This is a genomic window from Paenibacillus durus ATCC 35681 (assembly GCF_000993825.1).
In the GTDB taxonomy this organism is placed as follows: domain Bacteria; phylum Bacillota; class Bacilli; order Paenibacillales; family Paenibacillaceae; genus Paenibacillus_AQ; species Paenibacillus_AQ durus_B.
In genome coordinates, this window is the sequence record NZ_CP011114.1 from 4,575,485 (window position 1) to 4,601,471 (window position 25,987).

Genomic DNA, 25,987 nt, shown 5'->3' on the forward strand with positions numbered 1-25,987 from the left:
CCCCTCATATCCAACTGATGCTACAAGGTATGCGAGAGCCCATATGCGGTTCATAGGCCTAAATACCTTTATAAAATACCGACAGCACAATCGATTCGACGGAATTAGACCAAAAGTCATACTTTATTCAGACTTTTTTTACTATAAACGACACAAATAATAATGCAGTCCTAAAAATTGCATGGTATTATTTGCTTAATTGAAAGCTTTCTTTTCACAAAATCTATTGGGGGGCGTAAACTATGAAAGTTGTATTAAAGAATCCGGGCGGGCTGACAAAAGAGGTAAAGGTCGGTTTCAGCTGGACAACCTTCTTTTTCGGTTTTCTTCCGGCTTTGTTCCGGGGCGATTTGAAATGGGCGATCATCTTGTTAATCATAGAATCGGTTATGGGTTCATTTACTCTTGGAGTCGGCGCCGTGGTAACCGGGATCGTATTCTCCTTTGTTTACAACAAGATTTACATAAAGGAACTGATTGAAAAAGGATACCGACCCGCAGACGATCATTCCAGAGCTGTTCTGGAAAGCCGGAAAATCCTTTCGCGGGCTGCTTAAACTTTCCCGCTCAGCAAAAACATCTTTGTTCGCCAACATACATAAACGCATCCGTTATAAGCCAGGTTCCTGTGTCAGCAGTTCAGGAGCCTGGCTTTTGATTTTAGAGCGATGTTTCGCCGATCTCCGCCAGTCTGGCGAGAATTCGCCGTTTGCGGTACAGCATCCGGGCCGCTTCCGATACCCCTTTCAGCATCTCGCGGTTTGTATACGCGCCAAATAACATTCCGGCAACGGGAATCGTCTGCAACAGCTTCTTCGAGCTCCAGTTGTCCCGGTATGCGGCGATGACTTCGCGCCAGCCCTGGATTTTCGATACGGCTGCGCCTTCGCCGCCGAAAGTCCCGCCGTCCCTGCCAAGCTCCAGGTTCAGCTCTTCCAGAATCGCCCGTTTGCCAATCGTTTCGGAGGAAGCGAGCTGCATCACCTTTACGGCGAAGATGCGCTCCTCCTTTTCCAGCGGGTTAAACCCGTAGCACAGGCCGATCTCCTGAATCACCTTCAGCGACAGGCCAAGGACGGCGGGAATATCCGCCGCCAAGGTAAACACGCCGCCAAAGCCCGTGGTCGCCCCCTGCGCCGTGGCGTAATTGCTCCGGCTTTTGGACAGCCGCCGCGCCACTTCATCCATCACCGCCAGCGGATACGGGCCTTCGGCCTTTCCTCCCGCCTCGCGGCTCACCTCGCTCATAAGCTCGCCAACCTTGCGTCCCGCCACGAGGTAGTTCCCGCCGTTCTGGATATAGCTTCCAAGCTCATCCAGGAGCAGGCCTATTTTTTCATGGACAATCTTGGGGGTAATCTTGTCCAGCAGCTTGAAGGGCAGCCGGGTCACTCGCTCCCAGATCATGAGCTGTCTCTGTTCCTTCTCCCAGCTTCTCACCTCTTCAAGCGCCGCGCGCAGCTCCGCCTGCGTTTCCATCCCTCCAGAACCAAGCGTTGTTTCCGTCATTGTCACGCCTCCTTTTGCAATCCTCGCAGCCTTAACGATTTTTCCGCTTTTCTAATATATACCCTAAAGTCCCCTCTTCCGGAATACAAAATGAAAAAGACCTCCGCCCACGACGGAAGCCTGTGTACAGAAACGTTTCTTCGGTTATGCCGGTTGCTTGCTATACGGATTAATGCTCCTGATTATTCAAAGAGGACAGTCTCTTCTTTTCTTCCTCCAGCATTTCCTCCGCCAAATCCACGCCATGCCCCTGAACCGATCCCTCCGGCGCGTGCTTGATCGCCCGTTCGGCATGCTTTAGACTGTTCTCGGCTTGCTCAATTACCTTCTCCGTCGGATGGCTCATCGCTTGGGTGACGGCGTTATGCAGTTTTTGCGCCGAATCCTGCGCCTGATCCACGGTGCTGTTCGTTCGCATACTGGACTCATAATGTCTCATTAATCATAACCTCTCCTTCTTCTCGCGTAGCTGCTATCCTTTCGTGTATAGGATGGCCTGAAGAGGATGATTTTTATGTAATCCGACAGGAGAAAAATCGTGGATTACGCTCTGTGGCTGTTATTAAGCCAGCGCCGTAACCAGACTTTTGCCGAAATCCCGCGCCCCGTCCGGTCCGTTGCTGGTGATGATATCGTCATGCGCCACCACATTTTGCACCACATAGTCCACGCTGTTGGCTTTCAGCTCATCAATCATGACATCCACCGGATAACAGGTCGCCTGGCGTCCGGCAAGCAGACCCGTCTTCACAACCGCGACAGAGCCTGCGCAGATGCCGGCAACGAGAATCTTCTGCTCATAAGCCTGCTTTAAATATTGGATCAGTTGATCATCGCCCCACAGGTAATCGATCGTCCCGGAGCCGCCGATGACTGCTACCACATTGTAATCCGAGGCGGAAACATCGGAGTATACAACTTCGGCGTTTACTTTTCCCTGGTTGTCGCCTGTGATCTCACCAGTTTTCGTGCTGGCCACCGTTACGGTGATACCGGCGTTCTCCAGCTCCGCCTTCGGATGAAACAGTTCATCTTCATTGAAACGGTCCGGCGGAATAATTAGCAGCGCTTTTTTACTCATTGGTAAAGGTCCCTCCCCAAATTTATCTTCACGAGTCACATTGTAACGCCGCCGGCGTGTCCTGTGAAGAATGCACTTTTTAGTACAGAGGTTACCAAAAGGTTACCTGCTTTCCGTCTTTTTGCGGCCTTGGCCCCGTGGCTTGTTTAGGCTTTTTTGCAGGTCCCTTCGCAGCTATCCGCGCTTACTTCCGTCTCGTCTGCCAGCTTCAGCTCCTGTTTAATCCGCTCGATCCGCATTTTTCCCCACTCGTACATCATCTCGACAATGGGCAGAAGCGTCATCCCAAGCTCGGTCATCGAGTACTCCACCTTCGGAGGAATATCGGGATACACCTCCCGGTGAACAATGCCGTCTTCCATCAATTCGCGAAGCTGCTGGGTTAGTATTTTATGCGAAATTTTCGGAAAAAGCTTCTGCAAATCGCTGAACCGGTGCGGACCCTCCACGCCAAGATGCCACAAAATGACAACCTTCCATTTTCCGCTGATGATGGATAGGGTAAGCTCCTTTTCACAGTGAAAATCGCCGTTCACGATTTTTTGTCTGATTTCCTCTCTTAACGGATCGGACATTCGGCCGCTCCCTCCTTATTCCATGGATACGCCATGCCTCTTGCGCCGGTCTGAGCCTTTAGGGCGTCTTCGTTATTATATACCATAACAGCAAGTAGCTTTGACGACATACGCATCGTTAATGAGTACATCTTCCTTTAATACCTACCGCACAAGGCCCTTTGAAATGACCGTTTGTCGTTTAGCACCTTTGGTGTACGATTAAACCGCCTACCAAGTACAGGTTTTTTTGATTTCCACGATAATGGATAGTAAGGACTCTCATCGTTAGTTTGTCTGAAGAAAATCTTTCTAAATTATTTATCAATATTTCACGCATAGCTTTTTTAAGGCGGGGAGTATTGATAAATACACCATTTTTCCCTCATTATAACATTTACACATGACTCTAATTTGATTTTGTTATTACACCAAAATCTTTAGAGGAGCGAGAAAATGAATACTAAATTTAAACGTGTTTTTGCAGTATCTCTGATCTTTTTTTTGTTCTCTTTTTCCACAGCATTTGCTTATTTATTAAAACCTTATGGATGGCCAAAAACTTCTGGGCAAACATATACGGTAAAGGTGAAATATAGCACTTCGGATGCGAATTATAAAACCGCCTGGTCCACCGCAGTTAATGATTGGAACAATAAGCAATCAAAAATTCGTTTTGATTTATCAGAGCTTTATACCAGTTCCGCAAATTCCGTTGGTACTATGATCAATTCTGACACATCTATCTATGGTGAAACTACCAATACTCTCACTAGCGATTCCAGTCAGATCACTAGCTTCGTAGCAAGATTAAATACAGCGAACAGCGAAATAGCTGGAAATGCTACCGTTCGAAGATCTACTTCCAATCATGAACTAGGGCATGCCTTGGCGTTAGCCGACAATAATGTAAGTGTGATTTTTCTTGCCATCATGAACCAATTAAGAGACAGAACAACTACATATACTCCGCAAACTGACGATGTAAATGGAGTTAATGCAAAGTACCCATTTTAACAAGAGAAGGTGTTGATCTGAAATGCTAAATAAATTCAAAACTTTTAAGTATCCTGTGGTAATCGCTATTGGTTGTGCAATATTAATTTGGGGTATGACTACATACGTACAAAAACAGAAAGAACAAGGGGCTATTGTTTACAGAGTCGAATCACATGCAGACCGTGCTTTAGCAGTTGATGTTGAAGGATTAGTAAACCACTCCGATTATATCGTAATGGGCCACTATGATAAGTTTGAAAAGAAATGGGAAGTTAGTGCTGACCCCTACACGGAAGGCGATATTTACAATTTTGTAGTTGACGAAATCATTCTCGGAGAAGTGCCTCAAAACATTCCAGTGGGAATACCTCATTATAAGCGGGTCGCAACACAAATTGAGGGCAAGACCTATAGTGCAGATTTTACTGAGCCTAATTATATCAATCCTAACTTTGACAGTAAGTATATTCTATTTCTCAAAAAGTATGAGCCTTTAAACCTTTACACACCTGCGTCTGTTCCTTATCACATTGAGATCGATTCCAATAACAAAATTGCTCTAAAATACAGCAATGGCGACGATCCAAAGCAAGTTAAAATCAATAATGATGAGATCATAGAATTCAAGCCCGACTCTTATGATCTCAGTAAACTTGATAAAATAACTGGCAAGTCCGTAGATGAACTTAAAACTTCATTAAAAGATACGGTAAAAAAACTTAAATAACCAGTAATTGTGTTCCAAACAAGAGTTGATTGTTACTGCTAACTAGAAGGGTTATCCAATTCTTTCTTGTGATATTATCTTTACTAATACCACTGAATTGGATAACCCTAATTTATCCTATACGTACATTTACGTTTATAAATATGCAAAAACAATCTACTTTTTCACAAACATTACCAACTTTCATTGGTGGTGAAATGTTAAAATGCTCCCCCTACTGAACTTCCCCATCCCATGCAGTCGTAATCTCGCCCCTTATCCCTTCCAGCAGCTGCTCCTTGCCGTCCCGGTAGAACAAATTGTAGGTGTCAAAAGGGATGATCCGCCCGTCGGGATGGGCGATATGCACGCAGGACTTCTTCACCGACCGCACGTCGAAATTATGCGCATCGAGAAACTGCATCACAATCACCCGGAACACATTGTCGTAGCTGATCTGCTCCGGCACGGCGGCAAACGGCAGACAGCAGAGCAGGCTTTTGAGCGACAGAGCGGAAGACACCGGCGAGTGGCCGGTGGAGAGCAGCTCGAACATTTTGCCCCGGATTTCCGGGTCCTGCTCGAACACAATCGTATTGCTGCCTCCTTCAAGCAAAATATCCGGATCGATCAGTCCGGTCAGCGGCAGCACCTCCCCGCCCAGCTTCAGCGCGTGGCCCATCGCAAGGGAGTCGGGATGACAGGGCACCGGCAAAATATCCGCCTCCCCGAACACCCCCGACTGGTCGATAATGCTGCGGCGCACCTCGCTTACCGTCAGCCGGTCCGTCGCCGGGTCATAGCCCTCCAGCCTTCCCGCCGCCTGGATCGGCTGAATCGTCACGCCGCGTACAGCCCTTTGCTTCAGCCCGTACTGGATGATCGAGCCGATCTCTCCGTCATTCAGCCCCTTCTTGAGCGTGACGACAAGCGTCGTCGAAATATTGAATTCGTTCAGATGGCGAATCGCATCCTCCCGGATGTGCCGCAAATCCGCACCCCTCAGCTCCTTCAGCACCGACGCCTCCAGGCTGTCGAACTGAAGGTAAATCTCGAAGCCCGGCATGTACGAAGCGAGCCGCCGCGCGAACTCCCGGTCCTTGGCGATACGGACGCCGTTCGTGTTCACCATGATATGCTTGATCGGACGGCTCTTGGCCATGTCCAGTATCTCGAAAAACTGCGGATGCGTCGTCGGCTCGCCGCCGCTGATCTGTACGATGTCCGGCTCGCCCTCATTCTCGACGATCCGGTCCAGCATGAATTCAATCTGCTCCAGCGACCGGTAGGACGTGCGGTGCGGCGACGACTCGGCAAAGCAGATCGGACAGCTCAGGTTGCAGTGATCCGTAATCTCCAGCAGCGTCAGGCAGCTGTGCTGCTCATGATCCGGGCAGAGGCCGCAGTCATACGGACAGCCATATTTAATCGGCGTATTCCACTGCAGCGGCATTTCCGAAGGCTTGATAAACTCCCGGGTTCTTTTGTAATAAGGCACGTCTGTGGAGATCAGCACCTTTTCCGGGCCGTGGAGCAGGCATCTTTTGACCATATATATCCGCCCGTCTTCCTGGATGATCTTGGCCTCGACTTTGCGGTAGCACATGGAGCAGATGCTTGTGGTCAGCTCATGATAGAGATACGGTCGGTTCGGCATGGGAGGACTCCTTTGCGGTTGGAATGGAATGGCTTGACTGGGGTGCTGGACTTCCGCAGCTGCCCGCCCCTGCGCGCTTAAACCCTCGAATCTCTACGGAGCGCGGGAGAACGGCGGACACGCCCTTTGAACCACAGCAGCCAGGCGTAATAGGCTAGACCTGCGAGGCAGGCAAGCTGAATATTGTTCAGTCCGAGATAAGGATGGGGCGTCGGCTTAATGAAATCAACGGCAAACCGGAACGCCAAATAGCCGAACATGAACCACTGGAACATCCGCCCCGAGAGGTAAAAGGAACCGGCCGCCCTGCCAAGAGGCGCACGGCTTCGCCGGTACAGCGGGATGAGCAGCAGCGCGAGCGCCAGCAGAAAGACCATTTCATACAGCTGGGTCGGATGCCGCCGGACCCCGTCGCCAAAGTCGATGCCGGTAAACCAGGTTGTCGCGGTGCCATACGTATGGTCGTCAAGACCCGTCAGGAAACAGCCAATCCGCCCGATGAAGAGACCCAGTAGGAGCGGATACACAAAATCATCCCCGGTTGACCGGGTCCAGCCGATCCACTTCTTGGTCAGCTCAACGCCGATCAATCCGCCGAGCAGACCGCCGACGATGGTCTTCCCGCCCCAGAGGAAGTGAAGCTGCCGAAGCTGCTCCCACGTCGCTGCCGGGTCCTCCAGCCAGAACAGCAGCTTCGCTCCGAGCGCCGCGCCCAGAATGGTGCCCGCCAGAATTTGCAGACTCATCAGCCGGGACATTTCGCTCGGACGCCGGGTCCACAGATACACCCGGAAGCCGATAAAGTACGAGAGCGACTCGAACAGCACATGCGGATGAATCCGCCAGGAACCGATAACGAGATATACGGGGAATTCCATCGGCGCGCTCCTTTGATTATTATGACAGGCTGAAGATATAGGCTCCGCAGATCGCAGCCAGCAGCACCGTTAGCGCCCCGATAATGGCCAGGATGGCCACGATGACCCGGAAGACCGCGCTTCGCCCTTTGGGCTGCGGCTTAACCAGCGACTCCGCGCAGTTCTCGCGGCATCTCCCGAGATCCGGATCATAGCATTCCTCGCACAGCGGCTTGCCGCACCTGGCGCATTGATGAACCGCCTGGCGGTCCGGGTGATTCATGCAACGGAAACCGGCCATACCTTCACCTCATTTGGAATTTGGAGTTTGGAGTTTGGAGTTTGCCTCTATTGTAAACGCTAACCTAGGCTTTCCGCCAGAGAAACCTTGACCCAATATATGGCTTGAGGTGACTGCCCGGAGAGTCACTGCGCCGAAAAATACCGTTCTACCATAGCCAGCTTCTTCGCCTGTTTCCCCTTCTTGCTTTCCATAGACCCGAACTCGAAGAATTTAACCTTACGGATGCCGACAAAATGGAACAAGCCGCGCTTCATCAGCACTTTATGCGCATTGTTCAAGGTTAGCAGCGGATAGTGGGCCGGTCCCTTCATCGTGGAAATGCAGACGGCGCGCTTCCCTTTCAGCAGCCCCTCGGGAAAAATCCGGTTCGGCCGGTCTCGATAGGCAAAGTTAGAGGCGAACATTCGGTCAATATAACCCAGCAGGATAGCTGGAGGTCTGCCCCAATAGATCGGATAGATGAACACAAGCTGGTCGGCCCAGCGGATTTGTTCTCTGTATTTTTCCAGCTCCGGGTCCTTGTGCATATCCCTTCTTCTTCGTTCTTTATTGTATACCAGCGACGGATCGAAGCTTTCCTCATACAAATCCAATACCTGAAATTCCCCGGAAGCGGCATTCTGCCTAATTCCCTGTATAACAGCGTTCAAGAAGGCGCCATTCAAACTTTCACGATTCGGATGGGCATAGACGATCAATGTGTTCACGATTCATCACCTCATAATTGGTTATCAAATGATAATTTTTATTTCACAACTATATTATGCGTTCCTTAATTAGTTGTCAATTGATAAATAGATTGCGCGTAAAAAAAATATTTGTCATAATAGTTCCACATAGATGAGGTGATAACATGCCATTACCCGAATTCGCCAATAAACTCAGGACGTTCGGAACCGAATTCTCGAAAATAACGCGCTATCTGCTTACCGCGACCAAACCGGAAGATGTAACGCTGCTTCAATATGAAATTTTGCATTTCCTATACACCGAAGACTCGGCCACCTTTGGCCAGATCAGCGCCTGCACCGGTATGTCCCTGCCCAATACGAGCCGCGAAGTCAAGAAGTTAATTGGGAAGAAGCTGGCTACCAAACGGGCCGATATCAAGGATAAAAGAGTTCATTTTGTCGAGCTTTCCCCCTCGGGAAAAGAATTGATGGCGGCGTCATTGGCAAAGCTGGAGAGGCTGATCTCTGGGCAATATGCCCATTTGAATCCGGAGGACGTGAACGAAGTGATGCAGGCGCTAGACCTGCTGTCGGAAAAGCTGCTGGGGGAATGAGATGGACAACGCGTACAAGGCTGGGATTTCTTTCGAGAGATCCCGGCCTTTTCTCTGCGGCACCGCCTTTTGTAACTCTCAAGTAACTATATGACTTCAAAGTGCGTACTTTTCAGTCATCGCCCGGCTGCGCACAATGAGGATGTAACCATTACAAGGAAGGAGAGGATTAAATGATGAACACTAATGCAGCGGCGCCGCGAAAAACGGCTCTTGTTGTTGGAGCTAACGGGGTGATCGGGCGCAATTTGATTGATTATCTTGCCACGCTTCCCGATTGGGATATCATCGGCGTATCACGACGCGGCGGAGAATCATCCGGCCGTGTCCGCTATATTGCCGCGGATTTACTGAATCCCTTGGAGAGCCGCGAGAAATTAAGCAGCCTGACGGAGGTGACCCATATTTTCTACGCCGCCTACCAGGACCGCCCGACATGGGCGGAACTCGTTCCGCCAAACCTCGCTATGCTCGTCAACACCGTTGAGGCCGTCGAGCCGGTTGCCGCTAAGCTCAAGCATATCAGTCTCATGCAGGGCTACAAAGTGTACGGAGCGCATCTTGGACCTTTCAAGACGCCGGCCCGCGAGAGCGACGCCGATCATATGCCGCCGGAATTCAATATTGACCAACAGAAGTTTCTAGAGAATCGGCAGCAGGGAAAAAGCTGGACTTGGTCGGCGCTCCGCCCTTCCGTCGTGTGCGGTTTCGCTCTCGGCAATCCAATGAATCTGGCTATGGTCATCGCCGTCTATGCCTCTATGTCGAAAGAGCTGGGAATCCCCCTTCGCTTTCCCGGCAAGCCGGGCGCTTACCATAGTTTATTGGAGATGACCGATGCCGGGCTGCTTGCGAAAGCAACGGTGTGGGCGGCAACTGACGAGCGCTGCGCGAATCAGGCTTTCAATATTACGAACGGGGACTTGTTCCGGTGGAGCGAACTTTGGCCCAAGATCGCCGCGTACTTTGAACTGGAGACGGCCCCGCCGCTGCCGATGTCGCTGGACGTCGTGATGCAGGACAAAGAAGCGCTCTGGGAGGCCATGGTAGAGAAATACGGCCTGGAGCCGAACAGCTATAGCAGCGTTTCCTCATGGCGCTTCGGTGACTTTGTGTTTTCCTGGGATTACGACTTTTTCGCTGACGGCACCAAGGCTCGCAGGGCCGGCTTTCATGAGTTTGTGGATACGGAGTCCATGTTCCTGAACATTTTTGAAGACTTCCGCCGCCGCAAGGTCATTCCATAACCCTTATACGCAAAAGAAACCGGTCTTTCGCACTTCATAGACCGGTTTCTTTCGCTGTTTGGACTTCGGACAAGATAACGGCTTGATCCCCGTATTTCCGTTCAACATGGGTATCCCCCCAACGGCACATGAGATGAAGGATTTCCTTGAGGCTCCAACCGTAGTCGGTCAGCTCATATTCAACTTTGGGCGGAACCGTATTGTAAGATGTCCGCTTAACGACCTCATCCCTCTCCAGTTCTCTTAGCTGCTGCGTCAGCACTTTCTGTGTGATGGCAGGCATCAGGCTCATGAACTCGCCGTTACGTTTCTTGCCAAACGTGAGATGGAACAAGATTACCGGTTTCCACTTGCCTCCAATTACTTCGAGTGTCGCTTCTACCGCAGTATTGTAAGTTTTCATCGGTTCCAGCATAAGTTCGAACACCTCCGACCTTAACAAGCAGTCCTTTTGATTCGGTCAGGCCTTTCTTAAAACCTAAATAGTCGATTTCCAGCTTTATTCTATCACAATTAGAAAAACCGATCATGCCAATATAAAACCTGCCGATTCGATCCGAGCCGACAGGTTTTTCGTTTGTCACTCTCTCCTTTTTTTGCTATTCTTAATAGAAAAATTTGGCCGAGTGAGCTGCCTACAGCGCAGGATTATGGCGCCAAGGTTCCGGCCCGGAAAGGTATAGGACATGCCCAAACCAAGAGAAAGCATCTACAAACGATATAATCCCGCCGTCACTGCCGACCTCGACTTTGGAGGGTCTGCGTATTGGTTCATTTTTAGCTCCGGCAGACTGCTCGTTACAGAGTCAGCCGGCATTATCGGCATTCCGCTTGCGCAATCAGCCGAGCAGCTGCGTATTGACCCGGTGCGCACTTTGTATCTCGGGACATTTGAAGATACCCCGAGCTTCGCCGCAGAGGTCCGGCCGGACGCTGCCGAACCGGAAGGCATGGTCTTCCGCCCGCTCCGCTCTTTGTATGACGAAGTGGACGAAGACCTGTTCCACCTGGCAGGCAAGGCGATCCAAATGCTCGCCTGGGATGATACGCATCAGTACTGCGGCCGGTGCGGGACGCAGACGATGTTATCAGAGATTGAGAGATCCCGGAAATGTCCGAACTGCGGGCTGGTCAATTATCCTCGCCTGGCACCGGCGGTGATTACTGCTATTCTGAAGGATAACCAGATTCTGCTCGCTCATGCCCGGCATTTTCAGAATAATATGTACGGGTTGATTGCCGGCTTTGTCGAGCCCGGCGAGACGCTGGAGGACTGTGTGAAGCGTGAGATCATGGAGGAAGTCGGAATTAAGGTCAACAATATCCGCTATTTTGGCAGCCAGCAGTGGCCTTTTCCCCATTCCTTAATGGTTGGTTTCCTCGCTGATTACGAAAGCGGCGAAATCACGGTGGACGGAGAGGAAATTGTCCATGCCGATTGGTTCGAACCCGGCAATCTGCCCGTCATTCCGGCAAATGTCAGCATCGCCCGGAAAATCATCGACTGGTACGTGGAGAACTATTCCTGAGGGTAACCCCCTCCCTCCGTCATGCATATGTTGGATAGACAAATGCCCAGGATGGAGGAACCCAGAATGAACTCTCCGCTCAATTCTCCGGCGCTGACGCTTAAGGCGGATTCCAATCAGCATATTAACTACCAGGCAGATGCGCACAATTACCTCACCCAAGTGTTCGGAGCCGAGCTCCCGGCTATCCAAACGGGGCTCTTCAACGTGCATATGACCAGAGGATTCGTCGTTCAGCCGCATTGGCATACGAACGCGACGGAGCTTATCTTTGCCATCAGCGGGGAAATCCTAACATCCGTATTTAATCCTTGTACGCAGCAGCTTATGACCTACAAGCTGACTCCCGGTCAGGTGTGCGTACTTCCCAAAGGATGGTTCCACTGGATTGTCCTCTTATCGGAGCAGGCGCACTTTTTAGCTATTTTTGACGTCCCTACCCCTGATGTCGTCTATGGCTCTGATTTCCTGAAAGCCATCCCTCCGGAAGTCCTGAACCGGGCCTACTGCGTAAGCGAGGAGGATTACAAGAAAGCGGTCGCTCCGCTGCAAGAATCCGTCATTTTAGGGCCACCTCCGGGCTGCGGGAATGTCCCGCCGTCGGTTCAAGGAATCCAGAAGCGTCCGCATCACGGCGGCCACCAAGCTGCAGCTTCTTCCCCGTGTCCCTCCCACGGTCAAGTATATCTGCACGGTTATGCCGGGCAGCCCTATAACCGTTATCCTTATTCGTACTAGGTACATGATCGCGCCCGGCCTTGTTACCCCGCTGGACAGCAAAACAGCCGTTTGGATTAAACGGCTGTTTTGCTTTATGATATACCCCGTTATAGACTATATAAACTTCTCGGTCCTTGGCCGGGCGGCCTTTTCTACGGCACGACATCCGATATTGGGGACTCCATCGATATCCTTAGTGCAGATTGGACAAATCATTCGCTGTGCCGGCGATATGTACGTAGGCGCGGTTCAGCTCCTGCATGGACAACGCTTGATGCCGTGCGAACTCACGGATATCCTGCACGGATTGATTCATCTGGGTAATGGACTGCTTCATCGCTTCCATCTGCTCGTGAATATGGTTTGCCAAGTCTCCGCTCGTTGCACCCAGCTTGCGAATCTCCGTGGCGACAACCCCGAAGCCGCGGCCCTCATCACCCGCTCTTGCCGCTTCAATCGCGGCGTTCAGACCCAGCAGATGGGATTGGTCGGCAATATGCTTCACCGATGTAAGAATCTGAAAGCTGCTCTCAATTTCGTTTAACATGGTCAAGGTATGCTCGGCAAGCTGGTCCAATCTTTCGGTCGTCCCTTCTGCCGAACGGGTAACTTCTTCTGAAGTCGCCGTCATTTCTTCTACCAGAGAAGACAGCTCCTGCGCCCCCTCCTGGAGCTTGATGTTGCGATTGTTGGAAGTGAGGGATGCCATAACGCCGATCACCTGATCGTCTTCCATGATGGGTACGGCCGTTGAGATATAAGGTACGCCGAAATTTTGCGCTCCCCGCTCTTCACGCTGCACTTTTTTAGTCTCCATCGCAGTATAGGATACTGTGCCTTTGAAATTTTCAACAGACGCTCCGACCGGAATCTTTAGATCAACCGTTTTTCCGGGAAGATAGGCCAGCACTTTATCTGTATCGGCCAGTACCAAAGCCGCATCCTCCGCATACGTGTGTTGAATTAAATCAAGTACATTTTGCAACTGTTCCATTTTTTCCATTTCAATCAACCGCCTGTATAATAGAATAACTGCCTTATTCCATTATCGTCCTGTTTTCGTAAACGGTTATACACTGATGGATTTTTTCTGAAAACTTTCAAAAATAGTGAGGCCAAAGAGAGCCTGTCATCTCTCAATCAGCCGATTGCAGGACGTATCCCAGCGCCACAGGTCGGATCGCCCCTCCAAATGCAGCCCGCCATACCACTCGTCTTTGCCTTTTAGCAAGAGGTAGTCCTCTTCTCCAGCCAAGACCTTCCGGCCCAGCGCAGTTAGCGTGATCCTGCAATCGGCAAAAGAGGGTACCGCTTGACCAAAGCCGGGGAAAGCCTGCAATCCTTGAATATGCAGCAGCGGGTAGGGCTCTTCCGACATGTTCTTCAGATTGCGCCAATATTCCAGATCGCCCATGCCCAAAATATGCAGTTGCTCTCCAACCCGCCCGAATAAAGCGTGCGGTGTATATTCCGCGCCTGCAGCGGCCTCCAAAGTAGCTTGCTCAATCAGCCCAAGTCCGTTATGAACAGATGGGATGCGGGTTGAACACTCCCCCACTTAGCTAACACTTGAAGTGGGGGATTCTTGGGTAATCCCTTCTACTGAGGGGAATTCATTTCGATATTTTCTCACGAAAAATCGTAGACCAAGCGATCCCTGCGGTTCCCGCAGTTTTCCAAAGGAAAATCTGTACCGATCTTCCTAGAGTTTTAAGGTTTTTGCCTAGCAAAATATCTAAAGAGAAGGTAGGGGTGACGTTTAAACAGCAAGGCTCTTGATGTTCTGTGCGGCATTTTCATCCCGATCATGAAGGGTATGGCACGATGGACATTCCCATTGCCGCACAGACAATTTCTTTACTTCGGAATGGATAGTGCCGCATACATGACACCTTTGGCTCGTTGGGGCGAACGTGTCAGCCACCTTCACCGAGCGTCCATACCATTCCGCTTTATACAAAAGCTGACGGGCAAATTCACCCCAGGACGCATCGGCGATGGATTTGGCCAGCCGGTGATTTTTGAGCATGTTCGCCACGCTCAGATTTTCGATGCTGATCGTTTGGTTTTCACGAATCAGCTTCGTGGTGAGTTGATGCAAAAAATCATGGCGGCTGCCCACGATCTTTTCATGGATTTGGACAACCTTCTGTTTGGCTTTCTGCCAATTGGAGCCCCCTTGGTTACGGCGAGCCATGCGGCGTTGCCAAAATGCAAGTTTTTGTTCATATTTGCGAAACACTTTGGGATTGGCAACCCGCAACCCATCAGAGCAGACCGCTAATTCCTTGAGTCCAAGGTCAATGCCGATCTCCTTATCGGTCTGCGGCAGAGGTTTCATTTCCACTTCGCAGAGGATGGATACAAAATACTTGCCTGCCGCATTTCGCCGCAGGGTAGCCGAAAGAATGCGACCTTCACACGCTCTGGAGTTGGCAAAGCGGAGCCAGCTAAGCTTCGGAAGTTTCAGTCGGTTTCCGTTAATGGCAATATTGTCATTGGTGTATTTGGTGGTGTAACTTTGCACAGGATGCTTGCGGCTTTTGAAACGTGGAGCCTGATTTTGTTTCTTGAAGAAACGTTCAAAGCTGTCTGCTACGTTCCGCACCGCCGATTGCAAAGCAATGCTATCTACCGATTTCAACCATTCAAATTGCTGTTTGAGTGCAGGAAGCTGTGTGGCACAGGTGTTATAGCACAACCCTTTACCGGTTGCCGCATAGGTTTCGTTCCATTTGGTTAAGAAATGATTGAAGACAAAGCGGCAACAGCCAAACATTTGATGGATGAGTTGTCGTTGTTCCGGGTTGGGATAGATGCGATATTTGTAAGCTTTATGCACCATCATGCCACACAGCCTCCTTTCATACAGGATAGTTTCATAATAGCACGTATGTTCGCTTTAGGCAAAAAACCGCCGATTCATCTCCTCCCTATAGAGGATCTATAGAGGATCTATAGAGGAAGGAGTCTTCTCGGCTTTTTAGATAAATGGGCCTCAAACGCCTTTTTCACAAAAGGCAGCACAGAGGTATCTTTCTCAAGGAACCGGATATGCTGCTCCGGCAGAGGTGAAGTATAGGCTTCCCACATTTTGCTTCCCAGCGCCAATTCCCGCTCTGAGACAGACCGCCAGGTACCGGATAATGCCTGTAGCTGCTTAACCGTAAGCTGCCCCAACCCGCGAAAGCGTTCAACCCCCGGGTAATCCCCGATGCACAGCAAGTTCAAATTCGTGTCCCCAAGCGTCTGCCCGGCAAGGCAATGAAGCAGATAACACAGCATCGTCTGATCGAACAGATCGTATTCGAACCATAAGACGATTTCGTTATATTTTTTCAAATCACGCAGAATTCGCTCCTGTTCCTCAATCTTCAAATATTCCTCGCGGGGAATCCCGAGATTGCGTTCCAGATAACGCGCCCGGATCTCCCGGTTCTGTCTCTCCGTCATATCGCGGAATACAGGCCCAACGGAATAGATTTCCCTCCAGGCCATAGCCTCGCCTTGAACCGCGCCCTGCCTGAGCTTATCCGCAACAGAATCCCCGTTAGTAATATGCAGCATGCTTTTTCCTCCTTCGAGAGCTTCCCCTGAGTACCGGGCGACAATTATGCGCCGCAGACAATTGAACAAGACCATCCCCGCACGGGATGGCCTTCTCTTTGAAGTAAAAATTAGCCCCGCTAATAAAGCGTTTATTGCAGGGACTGCAGGTACTCCGCAAGGCGGTCCCATGTTTCGGTGATGCCCTGCTCCATGCCCATATCCATAACCGTCTTCAGCGCTTCGGCGGATTCAAACCGCGCCCGGCTGATGATCTTCGTCTTCCCGTCCTGCTCGACAAATTCCATCGTAATGTCCGAGGGCGGCATTCCTTCTGTAATATTGCCTTCCGCATCGGAGAAATAATCGGTGTAGACAATTTTTTCCGGCTCCACGATGTCTTGATATACCGCTTTGCCCCAAGATTCCATCCCGTAAAAATCGCCCTGCTTCTCATCCACGCACTTCATGCAGTAATGCCAAACGCCGCCCGGGCGAAAATCGATGGTGCAAACCGGCAGTGTCCAGCCCCGGGGTCCCCACCAATGCTTCAAATGCTCAGCTTCCGAAAATGCCTTGAAGACGAGCTCACGCGGCGCATCGAATACCCGCTCCAGAACCAGTTCCTGACCTTCCACCCTCGTAATCATTTCATTCGGCATTGAAACTCCTCCTTAAGATTAGGTTTCCTTCGGTTCACTTTCCCCGGCTTGCGGCTTGTTCTCTTCGGCTTGCATCTTCTGCAGGTAAATGTCCAGATTGTCGAATCGCTCATTCCAGATGTTGCAATAAGCATCCAGCCAGGAAGCCAGCGCCCGAAACGGCTCACTGCGGAGCCTGTAGTTCCGGCGATTGGCCACTGCCTCGACTTCAACCAGTCCGGCCTCCAGCAGAACCCGCAGATGCTTCGAGGCTTGGGGCTGGCGCAGCCCCAGATGATCGGCGATTTCGCCTACAGTCAAGGGACCGCCGCGCAGCAGCTCGACCATGCCTAGTCGGTTAGGTTCGGCCAGTGCGCTGAATGTCATAATATTCATAATGCTATTGTTCCTCTGGCGAAGCGATTCTAACCCGGGATACGGCGGGGCCTATGCTTCCGGTACGGGTCATATCAGGCCACCTCATTTCAATTATTGTGTATCGGCTGCTTATACATATAATATACCCGATGAGGAATATTCGAATCAAGGAATGTTTAAATTTTTTAGGGCCATTCGTACAAAAAGCGCCTTCTGCATATTGAGACTGCTCATCGCATGAACTCAATTACACAAAAGGCGCCAATATGCGCTCTATCAACCGCTAATCCCCGGCACTGCCTGTCTACTCCCTCGGCTCGCCCGCCGCTTCCCAACGGGAGATTTCCTCCCGAACCCGCGGCGCGACCTCCGTTCCCAGCAGCTCAATGGCCCGCATAACGTCCTCGTGAGGCATCGTACCAAGCGGAGTATGCAGGAAAAAGCGAGTGATGCCTACGTTTTTTCGCAAATGGATGATCTTATTCGCCACCGTCTCCGGATCGCCTACATACAGCGCCCCTTCAGGGCTGCGCGCGGCATCGAAGCTGGAACGGTCATAATGCCCCCAGCCCCGCTCCCGTCCGATCACATTCATCGCCGCCTGAGTGGATGGGAAAAATCGGTCCGCCGCAGCCTCGGTATCTTCAGCAATAAATCCGTGCGAGTGCGAGGCGACGGGCAGACGCGAGACGTCATGACCGGCTTTGGCTGCCGCTCTCTTATATAGCTCTACAAGCGGCGCGAACTGAAGCGGGCGCCCCCCGATAATCGCCAGCACCAGCGGCAGTCCGAGCAGCCCGGCGCGGATCACGGATTCCTGATTTCCTCCGCTGCCAATCCACACTGGCAGAGGGTTCTGCACCGGACGCGGATATACACCCAAATTCGGAATGGCAGGGCGGTGTCCGCCTTCCCAGGTGACTTGTTCCGACTCCCGGATCTTGAGCAGCAGCTCCAGCTTCTCGTCGAACAACTCATCATAGTCATCCAGGTCATATCCAAACAAGGGAAATGACTCGATAAAAGAACCCCGGCCCGCCATGATCTCCGCGCGTCCATTCGAGATGCCGTCCAGTGTGGCAAAATCCTGAAACACCCGCACCGGGTCGTCGGACGACAGCACTGTAACGGCACTCGTCAGCCGGATTCGCTTCGTCTGCGCCGCCGCAGCAGCCAGCACAACCGCAGGCGAGGACGCCGCATAGTCTTTACGATGATGCTCGCCCACGCCATACACATCCAGCCCCACCTGATCGGCCAGCACAATTTCTTCTACGACCTCGCGCAGCCGCTGCGCGTGACTCATTACTTCTCCGGTATGCACATCCGGCGACGTCTCGACAAATGTGCTGATGCCTATCTCCATTTGCAGCGCTCCCCTCTTATACAAAGCTGAGTATCTTTATTTTGAACCTTTACGAAAGGGATAGCAAGCGCATGTTCAGCCAGGAGCTTCACGTAGGGCACAACAAACGAAAAAAGGGGCGCCCGGAATGAACTGCACCCCGTCAAGTAGACAGTACAAATAATAAAAGTGTATTAAGCGGCCTTGGTCCTGAATTCCATAGGACTGAGGCCGTTTAATTTTGCCTGTAACCGCTCGTTATTGTAAAAGTGAATGTAGTCATCAATGTCCTTTCGGAGTTCTTCAAAGGTTCGGTAGGTATGCAGATAGTACTTCTCGCATTTCAATGTCCCCCAGAAGGATTCCATCGGTCCGTTATCGATACAGCAGCCCACTCGGGACATACTTTGTTTCATTTCCGCTTTGTCTAGCATCTTCTTAAAGTCCAAAGAGGTATACTGAAACCCACGGTCGCTGTGGAGTAGTGGATGGCTCTCTGGCGTGGCCTGTAAGGCAGACTCCAACGTCTCAAAGACCAGCGGATTATTATTGGAATGGCCCAGCACGTAGGAAACAATCGACTTATCGTGCAGGTCTAATATGGCGCTTAAATACGCCTTTTTCCCGTTCCCGTATTTGAATTCTGTGACATCCGTGACCCATTTTTGGTTTGGAGCGTCTGCCTTGAAGTTACGGTTCAGCACATTCTCTGCGACCTGCTGAGGTGTGGAGTTTGCATACTTCTTTCTCTTTCTGCGGATGACGGACTGGATGCCTTGGAGTCTCATGAGACGGTACACTCGCTTTGCGTTAAGCGGTTTGTCCATCTGTCTTCGCAAATGCAGGGTTAATTGACGGTACCCAAAAGTCCGTTCTACCTTCTCGTACAAGTGGAGCATGGACTGTGTGAGTTTCTCATTTTCAGCCTCTCGGCCACTGGGTTTGCGATTCAGCCATTTGTAGTAACTGGACCGTGCTATCCCTGCGATGGCACATAAAAGCCGGATGGAGCAGGATTCCTCTTGCTGTACAGCCTGAATGGCCAGGTAGAGGTTCTCCTGACGAACGGAACTTAATGTCCCCTCCTTTCGAGTTCCTCTAACTTTTTTAGGAAAGCATTCTCCGCACGAAGCCGTTCATTTTCATATTCTAGCTTCTTCATGGCGAGTTTGTAGCGATCGGCATCTGTGAGCTCTTCCGGCGCCTTGGTGCGTCCTCTGCCGTCCCGCAGGGCTTCCTCTCCACCGACTTGGTACTTCTTTACCCAACCGTATACTTGCTGGTAAGACACCTGGAAATGGCTTGCCGCCTTCGTGTAATCTTGTCCGTTTGCAAGGCAGTACAGCACAATGTCGATCCTCTCCTGCCATGTTGTTGCACGTCCTTTGGTCATAGCCTTAGTTCCTCCTGAGTCAGCTGTAAAGCTGTTGCTATGACCATTATACTTCTTAATCCAGTTCGCGAGTTGGGTGCAGCTCGCAATCCGGTACTTCTCAATAATTTGATATTGCGACAATGCCCCTTCCAAATAATCTTTCACCGCTTGAAGTTTAAGCTCAGCGGAATACGTTCGGTTGTGGGTCCGGACTTCCAGACCCTCGTAACCGTACAACTCATACCTTCGCCGCCATTTCACGATAGAGTTCTTGGTGACTCCAAACTTCCGAGCAGCAGCCTTCACTCCAAGGAATCCCTGTTTAATTTCTTGGAGGATCGTCAATTTATCGAATGCCGTAAACTTCTTTTGTTCCATAAAAATACTCCCCATACAGTAACAGGTTTTATTATTTCACCTGTCTACTATATGGGGAGCATATCAGAATAAGCGCCCCTTTTCATGATTTTATTTTACTGTGATAGATAAATCCACGCCTTCGGTTTTCGTCTCTAGTCCAAATGCTTTCGAGACGAGATCCAGGCTCACATAGGTTTTGCCGTTAACGACCACCGCTGGGGATTCGACCTGCTGCTTCACACCTTGCGTATCGAGGAAGAAGCTGTTACCCGTTTTGAAAGTCGCTGTTTTCATATCATATTTGAACGTAATGGACTTTGTCTTCGGGTTGAAGGTTGCGCTGGACGCCTTCGTTCCGGAGAGCACGCCCGCTAGGCTGCGGATTGGAATTAAGGCTTTCCCTTTATAAGCCAGCATGTAAACATCCTGTTTAATGCCGTTCACATAGAGATTGAAGCCATTTACTTGGGTAATCGTGGCGAAATTAACTTGCTTGTCGATCGCCTTAATAACCTCAACCACAAATTCGCCCGTCCAGACACCGGCGTTTCTGCCGCTTGTAGGATTCCAATGCTCATCATGTCTGCCTGCATCGGACATCCCTCTGATGCCTACGAAAGGAACGTGAAAGCCGTTCGCTACTTGAGCCACGGAAGCCGTCTCCATATCCTCCGCCATCATGCCAAGAACCTCATTAGTCCACAGAATCCGGTCCACTTCATTATTGAATTGGTCGGCGCTGCCGATCGTCCCGGCATACACATGCCCATGCATGTACTTGTTCTGTACCGACATCGCGGCTTCGACCAGCTCCGGCGTGCTTTTGAACGTTTTGTATTTCATTAGGTTGTCGTCGTCATCCCGCACATCGGTCGTCATCATATTCCACGTTTCCGGCTTGCTGCCTTCTCCCGCCTTTCGGGTCGGGGAGATCGTGTTGATATAATTGATCAGCTCTTTACCGACGACAATGTCGTACAGATGCGTCTTCTCATCATGGCCTCCGGCTGTGCCCTGGTTAATGATCGCGCGCGGATGGAAAGTGTTAATAAGCAGCGTTGTCGATGTGGCCGCGTTGACCATCCCCATCTCCGTCCGGCTTACAACGACCGGGATTCCGTCAATTTTGCCTATGTAGTAGCTGTACATACCGACTTTTTGCGTTTTGTATTGGCCCATTGCTTTGAGCAGCGATTCGATTTCGACATCTAGCGCTCCCTGCACAGCGATTGGGGCCTTTTCAGTACTCTTCGCGGCGGCAGCCGACGGATGATAGGTGAAACTGCTGATTACTACCATACAAAATACGATTAACATTGCTGTGGCTCTTCTCACCTTTGCATTCCTCCAGTAATCCTTTGATATTAATATTTTAAATATTAATATAATCAATAGCGGCTAAGGATGTAAAGGAGGAATTTTCACTACCTATCCATTCTTCATTTGCTAGCTGCTGCACTATTGTACCGCTGCCAAATATAGTAATATCAGCGCCTTCGCCGCTATGCAGCTTGGAATCACTCGCGCCGCAAACTTAAGAACCTTCAATCCCACATGTAAACAAAGGATTGAAGGCTCTTCTTGTTATTTCCGTATCTGCCAGGATTCACCAGCCGCCCACACTATAGTCACTCCGTTTTCAACAATGAACCGAGTGGTTCCAGAACCGTTTCCACGGCTTTACTTGGATTGGGCAGGTAGATGTGTAACGAAACTAAAATGCTTAACGTTAAGCCCGTTAGGATAAGCACGGAATATACGACCACATCTTTTTTCTGTCTCTTTTTAATCAATAGGGGAAAGTCCACGCCGGCCAGCAGGATAAAGAGGAGTATAATCGCCATGATCTTCATCCTTATTTATGCTCCTCTTCCACCATGATCATCGATTTGCTCGTCAGACCTGTGCGGACCACCTTGGCATGAGGATGAATGTCCACTTCCACCCTGGAGAATTCATCATCCCATCTGTCTTTATACTCCCGGTTCCACGCTTTCGGGTAGGTCCGATATACGGCGGTGCCTAACCCGAATATGTCCGAATTGAACGTTTTTTGTGCCTTGCCTAGCGTTAATTCTATTCTTTTCTTAACGTCTTGCTCCAATAACTGTTCGACATATTGGATCACCTTCGGTTTACTAACATCCAATTGGGAGCTATTCTCATACAAATTGTTCTCCATATGGATTTCCACATTGATTTTGAGCTTGTTGTTCCTGAGAATCGGCTTGATTTTCGTTGTTGCCCTAATTGCCATCGCGCTGATCTTCCCTCCCCCTTTCTCCTTCGGAACGTCCACCGTCACAATACTAGTCTTCAATTCATTACGCAGCCACAGCACACCGCGTGTCTCCGCATCATCCAGCCAACCGACCAGTTTATCTTTGTGGAACACAGCTGAGCCGGAAATAGCAGCGTTCATCTCCTGTGCGGAAGAATTCCCTCCATCGCCAACCTCCGCGCGTTGCAGCATCACCTGGGCCGCGACGGGCTCGACCCCGTCTGTAAGCAGCATATGAATAAAGTCTTTTAAGTAGATCTGGAGCCCTATATGACGCTTCTCCTCTTCCCTGATCTCCTCGGCGGAAATCTTTTCCCATTTGGCATTGAGACTCAAAATATTCGCCGCTTCCCCTTCACTAATTAGAATAAAACTGCGCAGCCGCGATTCCCGGTAACGCACAAAAAAATCCAGAACGGGCGCAACCCCATCTCGGGCCTGCTTCTCCCCGATCACAATAATTCGGCTGTGGGAGAAAAACAATCTGCGGGGAAGTTTTTTCTGCAGCTTACGTATAGCGTCCATTATCGTCTCTCCCTCCTCCGATACGATAACGGTTGGTTTATTTCCACCGCCGCCAGCTCCGCTTCCCCCGCCGCCCCCGCTTTTTCCGGAGCCTCCGGCCGGCCCTAGCATCGTCGGAACGGCAATCTGCAGCGTTAACAGGTACTTCCCGTCGTCCCTCTTGTCAATAGCGGTCGCAGTCACAATCGACAGATCGTTTAATTCAACCCGGCTCCAACAGCCGGTTACCGGCATCATTGCGATGATTAACAGCAGAATCCCTATCTTTCTCATCATCACCCTCCTTCCATAAACAGGGCTAACCGCCACGCTTGGGGGGGCGTGGCCGCAGTGCTCCTTTCATGCGCCGGGTATTATTCTTGCTGACCTCAGTCGAACGGTTGATCATACCCCACCAAGGCACGCGCACAAGAACATCTTTCAGATCACTTGTATGCAGAGGAGCCATCGGTGATAAATAAGGAACCCCGAACGAACGCAAGCGCGCCATATGGATCAGAATGAACAGCACTCCGAGCAGCACACCATACAGCCCGAGCGTCCCGGCCAGAAACATCATGGGAAACCGAAGCAGCCGGATGGTAATGGCCTGGGAGTAGCTCGGAATGATAAAGGAAGCAATACCTGTGATGGATACGATAATGACCATTGGCGCGGACACGATCCCGGCGCTTACGGAAGCCTCGCCAATGACGAGCGCCCCGACAATGCTGACTGCTTGTCCAACCGGGCGCGGCAGGCGCACCCCTGCTTCCCGGAGTGCCTCGAACGAGATTTCCATCAGCAGCGCTTCGACAATCGCCGGAAACGGAACCGCCTCCCGGGAAGCGGCAGCGCTGAGCAGCAGGGACGTTGGCAGCATCTCCTGATGGAAAGTCAGCAGAGCGATGTAGAGAGAGGGCAATAGCAGTGCAATGATCAGAAATAGATAGCGGAGCATCCGGATTAACGTCGAGATTACATATCTTTGGTAATAATCTTCGCTGGCCTGCATCATTTCAAAGAAAGTAACCGGGACGATCAGCACAAAGGGGGTATTGTCAATGAGTATGGCGACCTTGCCTTCCAGCAGATTGCCCACGATCTTGTCGGGCCGCTCCGTGTAATTAACCTGTGGGAAGATAGAGAACGAGTTGTCCTCAATCAACTCCTCCACATAGCCGCTCTCCAAAATGGCATCGATATCGATCCGGTTCACTCGTTTCCTGACTTCCTCAACGATCGCATCGTCCGCGATCCCTTCCAGGTACGCAATCGCGACATCGGTCTTTGATAATTGCCCCAACTGCAATCCTTCTATCTTCAACTGCGGAGTTCTCAATCTCCGGCGAATAAGGCTTATGTTAGTAAGCAGATTTTCCGTAAAGCCTTCCCTTGGACCGCGAATGACAGCTTCTGTGGCCGGTTCTTCAACAGCCCGCTTCCCCCAGCCCTTCGCGCTGATGAACAGGGCCTTATTCACACCGTCAATGAGCAGCACCGTGTCTCCACTCAGAATATGGTCTAGGGCCTCCTGAATCCGTTCGCCAGAGTCGACTTGCGCTGCGGTAATGACCTGATTCTGAAGCAGAGTCTCAAGTCCGATCTGTGAAACCCTGGATTTCTGCAGCATAGTTTCACCATATTGGAGCAGAGGCCGAATGATATCCGAATCTACAATGACGGTGTTGACCATTCCATCCAGGAAAATAAGCGCCGCAGTTTGAGCATCGCCTAACTGGAATTCCCGGAATACGACATCGGTTGACCGGTCAAATATCGCTTTAAGCAATTGTATGTCCTGTGTTATTTTTCCGCTTATCATCTCGTTATTTGGCGGTGTTCCTTGCCCCATTTCTATTTCATCCTTTCTACGAAAGCCGCTAACCATATGCTCTCCAAAATCCTGATTTTACATCATCCATTTCGCTTATCCCTTCTGCTCCCTGCCATCCAGCCGCCTAACCTTGGCAATAATCAGCATCAGCAGAGGAAATAGAATGACGAAAGGAAAGGAGAAGAACGGCCAGATAGTGGATGCGAATACAGCATCCTCCATAATTGTTCCATAAGCAACGATGGAGAAAATAAAGAGCAGAATACCCACAGGAATGACGATGGAACGATAGTCGGAAAGCCTGCACCACTGAGCTAACCCAACCACAGTGCAGTAATAGCAGACGGCTATCTTCATAAAGCCTGACGTTATCCATAGCAGCACGCCAAGTATATCCATGTCCGTTAAGAAACCCAACTTTTCGATGTACTTGATAATTTCGTGAGTGGGAAAATTCAGTCTGGCAGCGATCGCTGGACCTAACACGAGAATAGAGGTCAGCACGGCTATCGTCAGGAGCATGCCGCCAAATATAATAGCTAGGATATAGGACTTCATCACCTTCTGAATATTGCTGATATTGGGCAGCAGCATCGCGAACAGAATGGTCTCGCCAAATGGAAGAAAAGCCACCGAGATGGAGCCTTTCACGACAGGAATGATTCCTTGGCCCATAAACGGAGTCAGATTGTCCCATTTGAACTCCGTTATCAGCAATATGATAGTGAACATGACGAGCAGTTCACGATAAGGCAAAATAAGCTGATTGACTCGCCCAAGCGTTTCTATCCCTCCCCGAACCGCATAAGCGATTACGCAGAGCAGCGGTCCGCTTACGACAATAGGCGGTGTACGCGGCAATGCGGTTATCGTCACATAATCGCGAAACAGCCCGATCACAAGCGACCCCAGATAAAACGGGTACAGCACGTACAGAAGACCGACTATTTTTCCAAACCATTTTCCTAATATGATTTCGCTGTACTGGATGATGCTCTGCTTCGGAAATAACAGCCCCAAACTGGTAAATAGAAGAACAACCATTATTCCAATCAAGGCGGCGAAAATGATGGTGAGCCAGCCGTCCTGTTTGGCAAAAGAAGCGGCACTAGCCGGAACGATTACAGCGACGCTTCCCACTAGGAACGTAAACATCAAAGCCCCAGCCTGCCCAGCACTAATCTTTCCACGGTCAACCATTATTGTCCCTCCAATATCCGAGCATACTTAGAATATTTTCCTAATAGCGGTTTAAATAACCGCTTCATAAAA

29 protein-coding genes are annotated in these 25,987 nt (G+C 50.5%); 7 read left to right on the forward strand and 22 right to left on the reverse strand.

Annotation, left to right across the window (positions count from 1 at the left end):
- Positions 1-242 precede the first annotated feature (242 nt).
- Positions 243-557 (forward strand): hypothetical protein, encoded by a 315-nt coding sequence (locus tag VK70_RS21365; RefSeq protein WP_025697443.1) that lies wholly within the window; start codon positions 243-245, stop codon positions 555-557.
- Positions 558-660: 103 nt separating this feature from the next.
- Here the strand turns inward: VK70_RS21365 and VK70_RS21370 are convergent, their stop codons facing one another.
- From VK70_RS21370 to VK70_RS21385, 4 genes are all read right to left on the reverse strand, one after another.
- Positions 661-1,509: an EcsC family protein gene (locus VK70_RS21370; protein ID WP_025697445.1), complete on the reverse strand. Its 849-nt coding sequence runs from the start codon at positions 1,507-1,509 to the stop codon at positions 661-663.
- 169 nt (positions 1,510-1,678) lie between these two features.
- Positions 1,679-1,948: a hypothetical protein gene (locus VK70_RS21375; protein WP_025697446.1), complete on the reverse strand. Its 270-nt coding sequence runs from the start codon at positions 1,946-1,948 to the stop codon at positions 1,679-1,681.
- A gap of 123 nt (positions 1,949-2,071) precedes the next feature.
- Complete coding sequence (locus VK70_RS21380) at positions 2,072-2,590, reverse strand: DJ-1/PfpI family protein (RefSeq protein WP_025697447.1); 519 nt, start codon at positions 2,588-2,590, stop codon at positions 2,072-2,074.
- A 146-nt stretch (positions 2,591-2,736) separates the two neighbouring features.
- Positions 2,737-3,165, reverse strand: a complete 429-nt coding sequence (locus VK70_RS21385; protein ID WP_025697449.1) for a winged helix-turn-helix transcriptional regulator — start codon at positions 3,163-3,165, stop codon at positions 2,737-2,739.
- A 435-nt stretch (positions 3,166-3,600) separates the two neighbouring features.
- On the opposite strand from VK70_RS21385, the gene VK70_RS21390 reads away from it, so the two are divergent.
- Complete coding sequence (locus VK70_RS21390) at positions 3,601-4,161, forward strand: zinc metalloprotease (protein WP_025697451.1); 561 nt, start codon at positions 3,601-3,603, stop codon at positions 4,159-4,161.
- Positions 4,162-4,183: 22 nt separating this feature from the next.
- On the forward strand, positions 4,184-4,870 hold the full coding sequence (locus tag VK70_RS21395; RefSeq protein WP_025697453.1) for a hypothetical protein: 687 nt from the start codon (positions 4,184-4,186) through the stop codon (positions 4,868-4,870).
- Between the two features lie 214 nt (positions 4,871-5,084).
- Here the strand turns inward: VK70_RS21395 and VK70_RS21400 are convergent, their stop codons facing one another.
- The 4 genes from VK70_RS21400 to VK70_RS21415 all read right to left on the reverse strand — a co-directional run bounded on the left by VK70_RS21400 (position 5,085) and on the right by VK70_RS21415 (position 8,374).
- Complete coding sequence (locus VK70_RS21400) at positions 5,085-6,506, reverse strand: radical SAM protein (RefSeq protein WP_046723743.1); 1,422 nt, start codon at positions 6,504-6,506, stop codon at positions 5,085-5,087.
- Between the two features lie 77 nt (positions 6,507-6,583).
- Complete coding sequence (locus tag VK70_RS21405) at positions 6,584-7,384, reverse strand: prolipoprotein diacylglyceryl transferase (protein WP_025693663.1); 801 nt, start codon at positions 7,382-7,384, stop codon at positions 6,584-6,586.
- A gap of 19 nt (positions 7,385-7,403) precedes the next feature.
- Positions 7,404-7,664 (reverse strand): hypothetical protein, encoded by a 261-nt coding sequence (locus VK70_RS21410; protein WP_025693664.1) that lies wholly within the window; start codon positions 7,662-7,664, stop codon positions 7,404-7,406.
- Between the two features lie 125 nt (positions 7,665-7,789).
- Positions 7,790-8,374, reverse strand: coding sequence for an NAD(P)H-dependent oxidoreductase (locus VK70_RS21415; protein ID WP_025693665.1), 585 nt, complete (start codon positions 8,372-8,374; stop codon positions 7,790-7,792).
- Between the two features lie 146 nt (positions 8,375-8,520).
- On the opposite strand from VK70_RS21415, the gene VK70_RS21420 reads away from it, so the two are divergent.
- A complete protein-coding gene (locus VK70_RS21420; RefSeq protein WP_025693666.1) occupies positions 8,521-8,952 on the forward strand; it encodes a MarR family winged helix-turn-helix transcriptional regulator in 432 nt (143 codons plus the stop codon).
- 176 nt (positions 8,953-9,128) lie between these two features.
- Entirely contained in the window at positions 9,129-10,199 is a 1,071-nt protein-coding gene (locus tag VK70_RS21425; protein ID WP_025693667.1) for an SDR family oxidoreductase, read from the forward strand.
- Between the two features lie 34 nt (positions 10,200-10,233).
- Here the strand turns inward: VK70_RS21425 and VK70_RS21430 are convergent, their stop codons facing one another.
- Positions 10,234-10,614: a winged helix-turn-helix transcriptional regulator gene (locus VK70_RS21430; protein WP_025693668.1), complete on the reverse strand. Its 381-nt coding sequence runs from the start codon at positions 10,612-10,614 to the stop codon at positions 10,234-10,236.
- 271 nt (positions 10,615-10,885) lie between these two features.
- On the opposite strand from VK70_RS21430, the gene nudC reads away from it, so the two are divergent.
- Positions 10,886-11,728 (forward strand): NAD(+) diphosphatase, encoded by an 843-nt coding sequence (nudC, locus tag VK70_RS21435; RefSeq protein ID WP_025693670.1) that lies wholly within the window; start codon positions 10,886-10,888, stop codon positions 11,726-11,728.
- Between the two features lie 66 nt (positions 11,729-11,794).
- Positions 11,795-12,466, forward strand: coding sequence for a cupin domain-containing protein (locus VK70_RS21440; protein WP_025693672.1), 672 nt, complete (start codon positions 11,795-11,797; stop codon positions 12,464-12,466).
- A gap of 175 nt (positions 12,467-12,641) precedes the next feature.
- Here VK70_RS21440 and VK70_RS29380 read toward each other — a convergent pair whose 3' ends face one another.
- The 13 genes from VK70_RS29380 to VK70_RS21510 form a co-directional block, all read right to left on the reverse strand.
- Positions 12,642-13,451 (reverse strand): histidine kinase N-terminal domain-containing protein, encoded by an 810-nt coding sequence (locus VK70_RS29380; protein WP_025693673.1) that lies wholly within the window; start codon positions 13,449-13,451, stop codon positions 12,642-12,644.
- A 126-nt stretch (positions 13,452-13,577) separates the two neighbouring features.
- Positions 13,578-14,006: a hypothetical protein gene (locus VK70_RS21450; protein ID WP_025693674.1), complete on the reverse strand. Its 429-nt coding sequence runs from the start codon at positions 14,004-14,006 to the stop codon at positions 13,578-13,580.
- A gap of 201 nt (positions 14,007-14,207) precedes the next feature.
- A complete protein-coding gene (tnpB, locus tag VK70_RS21455; RefSeq protein WP_046723744.1) occupies positions 14,208-15,296 on the reverse strand; it encodes an IS200/IS605 family element RNA-guided endonuclease TnpB in 1,089 nt (362 codons plus the stop codon).
- 107 nt (positions 15,297-15,403) lie between these two features.
- Positions 15,404-16,015 (reverse strand): DUF1835 domain-containing protein, encoded by a 612-nt coding sequence (locus VK70_RS21460; protein WP_025697512.1) that lies wholly within the window; start codon positions 16,013-16,015, stop codon positions 15,404-15,406.
- Between the two features lie 131 nt (positions 16,016-16,146).
- Positions 16,147-16,656 carry an SRPBCC domain-containing protein gene (locus VK70_RS21465; protein ID WP_025697511.1) on the reverse strand — a complete coding sequence of 170 codons (510 nt, stop codon included), beginning with the start codon at positions 16,654-16,656 and terminating at the stop codon, positions 16,147-16,149.
- Positions 16,657-16,674: 18 nt separating this feature from the next.
- Positions 16,675-17,031, reverse strand: a complete 357-nt coding sequence (locus VK70_RS21470; RefSeq protein ID WP_025697509.1) for an ArsR/SmtB family transcription factor — start codon at positions 17,029-17,031, stop codon at positions 16,675-16,677.
- Positions 17,032-17,317: 286 nt separating this feature from the next.
- A complete protein-coding gene (locus VK70_RS21475; RefSeq protein ID WP_046723746.1) occupies positions 17,318-18,379 on the reverse strand; it encodes an LLM class flavin-dependent oxidoreductase in 1,062 nt (353 codons plus the stop codon).
- Between the two features lie 173 nt (positions 18,380-18,552).
- A protein-coding gene (locus tag VK70_RS29600) for an IS3 family transposase (RefSeq protein WP_411431684.1) occupies positions 18,553-20,111 on the reverse strand; the annotation gives its coding sequence in 2 pieces (ribosomal slippage) (positions 18,553-19,478 and positions 19,478-20,111; 1,560 coding nt in all).
- A 90-nt stretch (positions 20,112-20,201) separates the two neighbouring features.
- Positions 20,202-21,428 carry a phosphorylase family protein gene (locus tag VK70_RS21490; protein ID WP_144415287.1) on the reverse strand — a complete coding sequence of 409 codons (1,227 nt, stop codon included), beginning with the start codon at positions 21,426-21,428 and terminating at the stop codon, positions 20,202-20,204.
- A 293-nt stretch (positions 21,429-21,721) separates the two neighbouring features.
- Positions 21,722-21,946 carry a hypothetical protein gene (locus tag VK70_RS21495; protein WP_025695421.1) on the reverse strand — a complete coding sequence of 75 codons (225 nt, stop codon included), beginning with the start codon at positions 21,944-21,946 and terminating at the stop codon, positions 21,722-21,724.
- 2 nt (positions 21,947-21,948) lie between these two features.
- Positions 21,949-23,175: a Ger(x)C family spore germination protein gene (locus VK70_RS21500; RefSeq protein ID WP_025695420.1), complete on the reverse strand. Its 1,227-nt coding sequence runs from the start codon at positions 23,173-23,175 to the stop codon at positions 21,949-21,951.
- Between the two features lie 22 nt (positions 23,176-23,197).
- The gene (locus tag VK70_RS21505) at positions 23,198-24,733 is read right to left on the reverse strand and encodes a spore germination protein (protein WP_025695419.1); all 1,536 of its coding nucleotides are present in this window, start codon (positions 24,731-24,733) and stop codon (positions 23,198-23,200) included.
- 75 nt (positions 24,734-24,808) lie between these two features.
- Complete coding sequence (locus VK70_RS21510; protein WP_025695418.1) at positions 24,809-25,915, reverse strand: GerAB/ArcD/ProY family transporter; 1,107 nt, start codon at positions 25,913-25,915, stop codon at positions 24,809-24,811.
- Between the last annotated feature and the right edge of the window lie 72 nt (positions 25,916-25,987).

Coding starts and splice junctions, on each gene's coding strand:
- VK70_RS21365 (WP_025697443.1), top strand. CDS start 243: ATGAAAGTTGTATTAAAGAATCCGGGCGGGCTGACAAAAGAGGTAAAG.
- VK70_RS21370 (WP_025697445.1), bottom strand. CDS start 1,509: ATGACGGAAACAACGCTTGGTTCTGGAGGGATGGAAACGCAGGCGGAG.
- VK70_RS21375 (WP_025697446.1), bottom strand. CDS start 1,948: ATGAGACATTATGAGTCCAGTATGCGAACGAACAGCACCGTGGATCAG.
- VK70_RS21380 (WP_025697447.1), bottom strand. CDS start 2,590: ATGAGTAAAAAAGCGCTGCTAATTATTCCGCCGGACCGTTTCAATGAA.
- VK70_RS21385 (WP_025697449.1), bottom strand. CDS start 3,165: ATGTCCGATCCGTTAAGAGAGGAAATCAGACAAAAAATCGTGAACGGC.
- VK70_RS21390 (WP_025697451.1), top strand. CDS start 3,601: ATGAATACTAAATTTAAACGTGTTTTTGCAGTATCTCTGATCTTTTTT.
- VK70_RS21395 (WP_025697453.1), top strand. CDS start 4,184: ATGCTAAATAAATTCAAAACTTTTAAGTATCCTGTGGTAATCGCTATT.
- VK70_RS21400 (WP_046723743.1), bottom strand. CDS start 6,506: ATGCCGAACCGACCGTATCTCTATCATGAGCTGACCACAAGCATCTGC.
- VK70_RS21405 (WP_025693663.1), bottom strand. CDS start 7,384: ATGGAATTCCCCGTATATCTCGTTATCGGTTCCTGGCGGATTCATCCG.
- VK70_RS21410 (WP_025693664.1), bottom strand. CDS start 7,664: ATGGCCGGTTTCCGTTGCATGAATCACCCGGACCGCCAGGCGGTTCAT.
- VK70_RS21420 (WP_025693666.1), top strand. CDS start 8,521: ATGCCATTACCCGAATTCGCCAATAAACTCAGGACGTTCGGAACCGAA.
- VK70_RS21425 (WP_025693667.1), top strand. CDS start 9,129: ATGAACACTAATGCAGCGGCGCCGCGAAAAACGGCTCTTGTTGTTGGA.
- VK70_RS21430 (WP_025693668.1), bottom strand. CDS start 10,614: ATGCTGGAACCGATGAAAACTTACAATACTGCGGTAGAAGCGACACTC.
- nudC (WP_025693670.1), top strand. CDS start 10,886: ATGCCCAAACCAAGAGAAAGCATCTACAAACGATATAATCCCGCCGTC.
- VK70_RS21440 (WP_025693672.1), top strand. CDS start 11,795: ATGAACTCTCCGCTCAATTCTCCGGCGCTGACGCTTAAGGCGGATTCC.
- VK70_RS29380 (WP_025693673.1), bottom strand. CDS start 13,451: ATGGAAAAAATGGAACAGTTGCAAAATGTACTTGATTTAATTCAACAC.
- tnpB (WP_046723744.1), bottom strand. CDS start 15,296: ATGATGGTGCATAAAGCTTACAAATATCGCATCTATCCCAACCCGGAA.
- VK70_RS21460 (WP_025697512.1), bottom strand. CDS start 16,015: ATGCTGCATATTACTAACGGGGATTCTGTTGCGGATAAGCTCAGGCAG.
- VK70_RS21465 (WP_025697511.1), bottom strand. CDS start 16,656: ATGCCGAATGAAATGATTACGAGGGTGGAAGGTCAGGAACTGGTTCTG.
- VK70_RS21470 (WP_025697509.1), bottom strand. CDS start 17,031: ATGAATATTATGACATTCAGCGCACTGGCCGAACCTAACCGACTAGGC.
- VK70_RS21475 (WP_046723746.1), bottom strand. CDS start 18,379: ATGGAGATAGGCATCAGCACATTTGTCGAGACGTCGCCGGATGTGCAT.
- VK70_RS21495 (WP_025695421.1), bottom strand. CDS start 21,946: ATGAAGATCATGGCGATTATACTCCTCTTTATCCTGCTGGCCGGCGTG.
- VK70_RS21500 (WP_025695420.1), bottom strand. CDS start 23,175: ATGATGAGAAAGATAGGGATTCTGCTGTTAATCATCGCAATGATGCCG.
- VK70_RS21505 (WP_025695419.1), bottom strand. CDS start 24,733: ATGGGGCAAGGAACACCGCCAAATAACGAGATGATAAGCGGAAAAATA.
- VK70_RS21510 (WP_025695418.1), bottom strand. CDS start 25,915: ATGGTTGACCGTGGAAAGATTAGTGCTGGGCAGGCTGGGGCTTTGATG.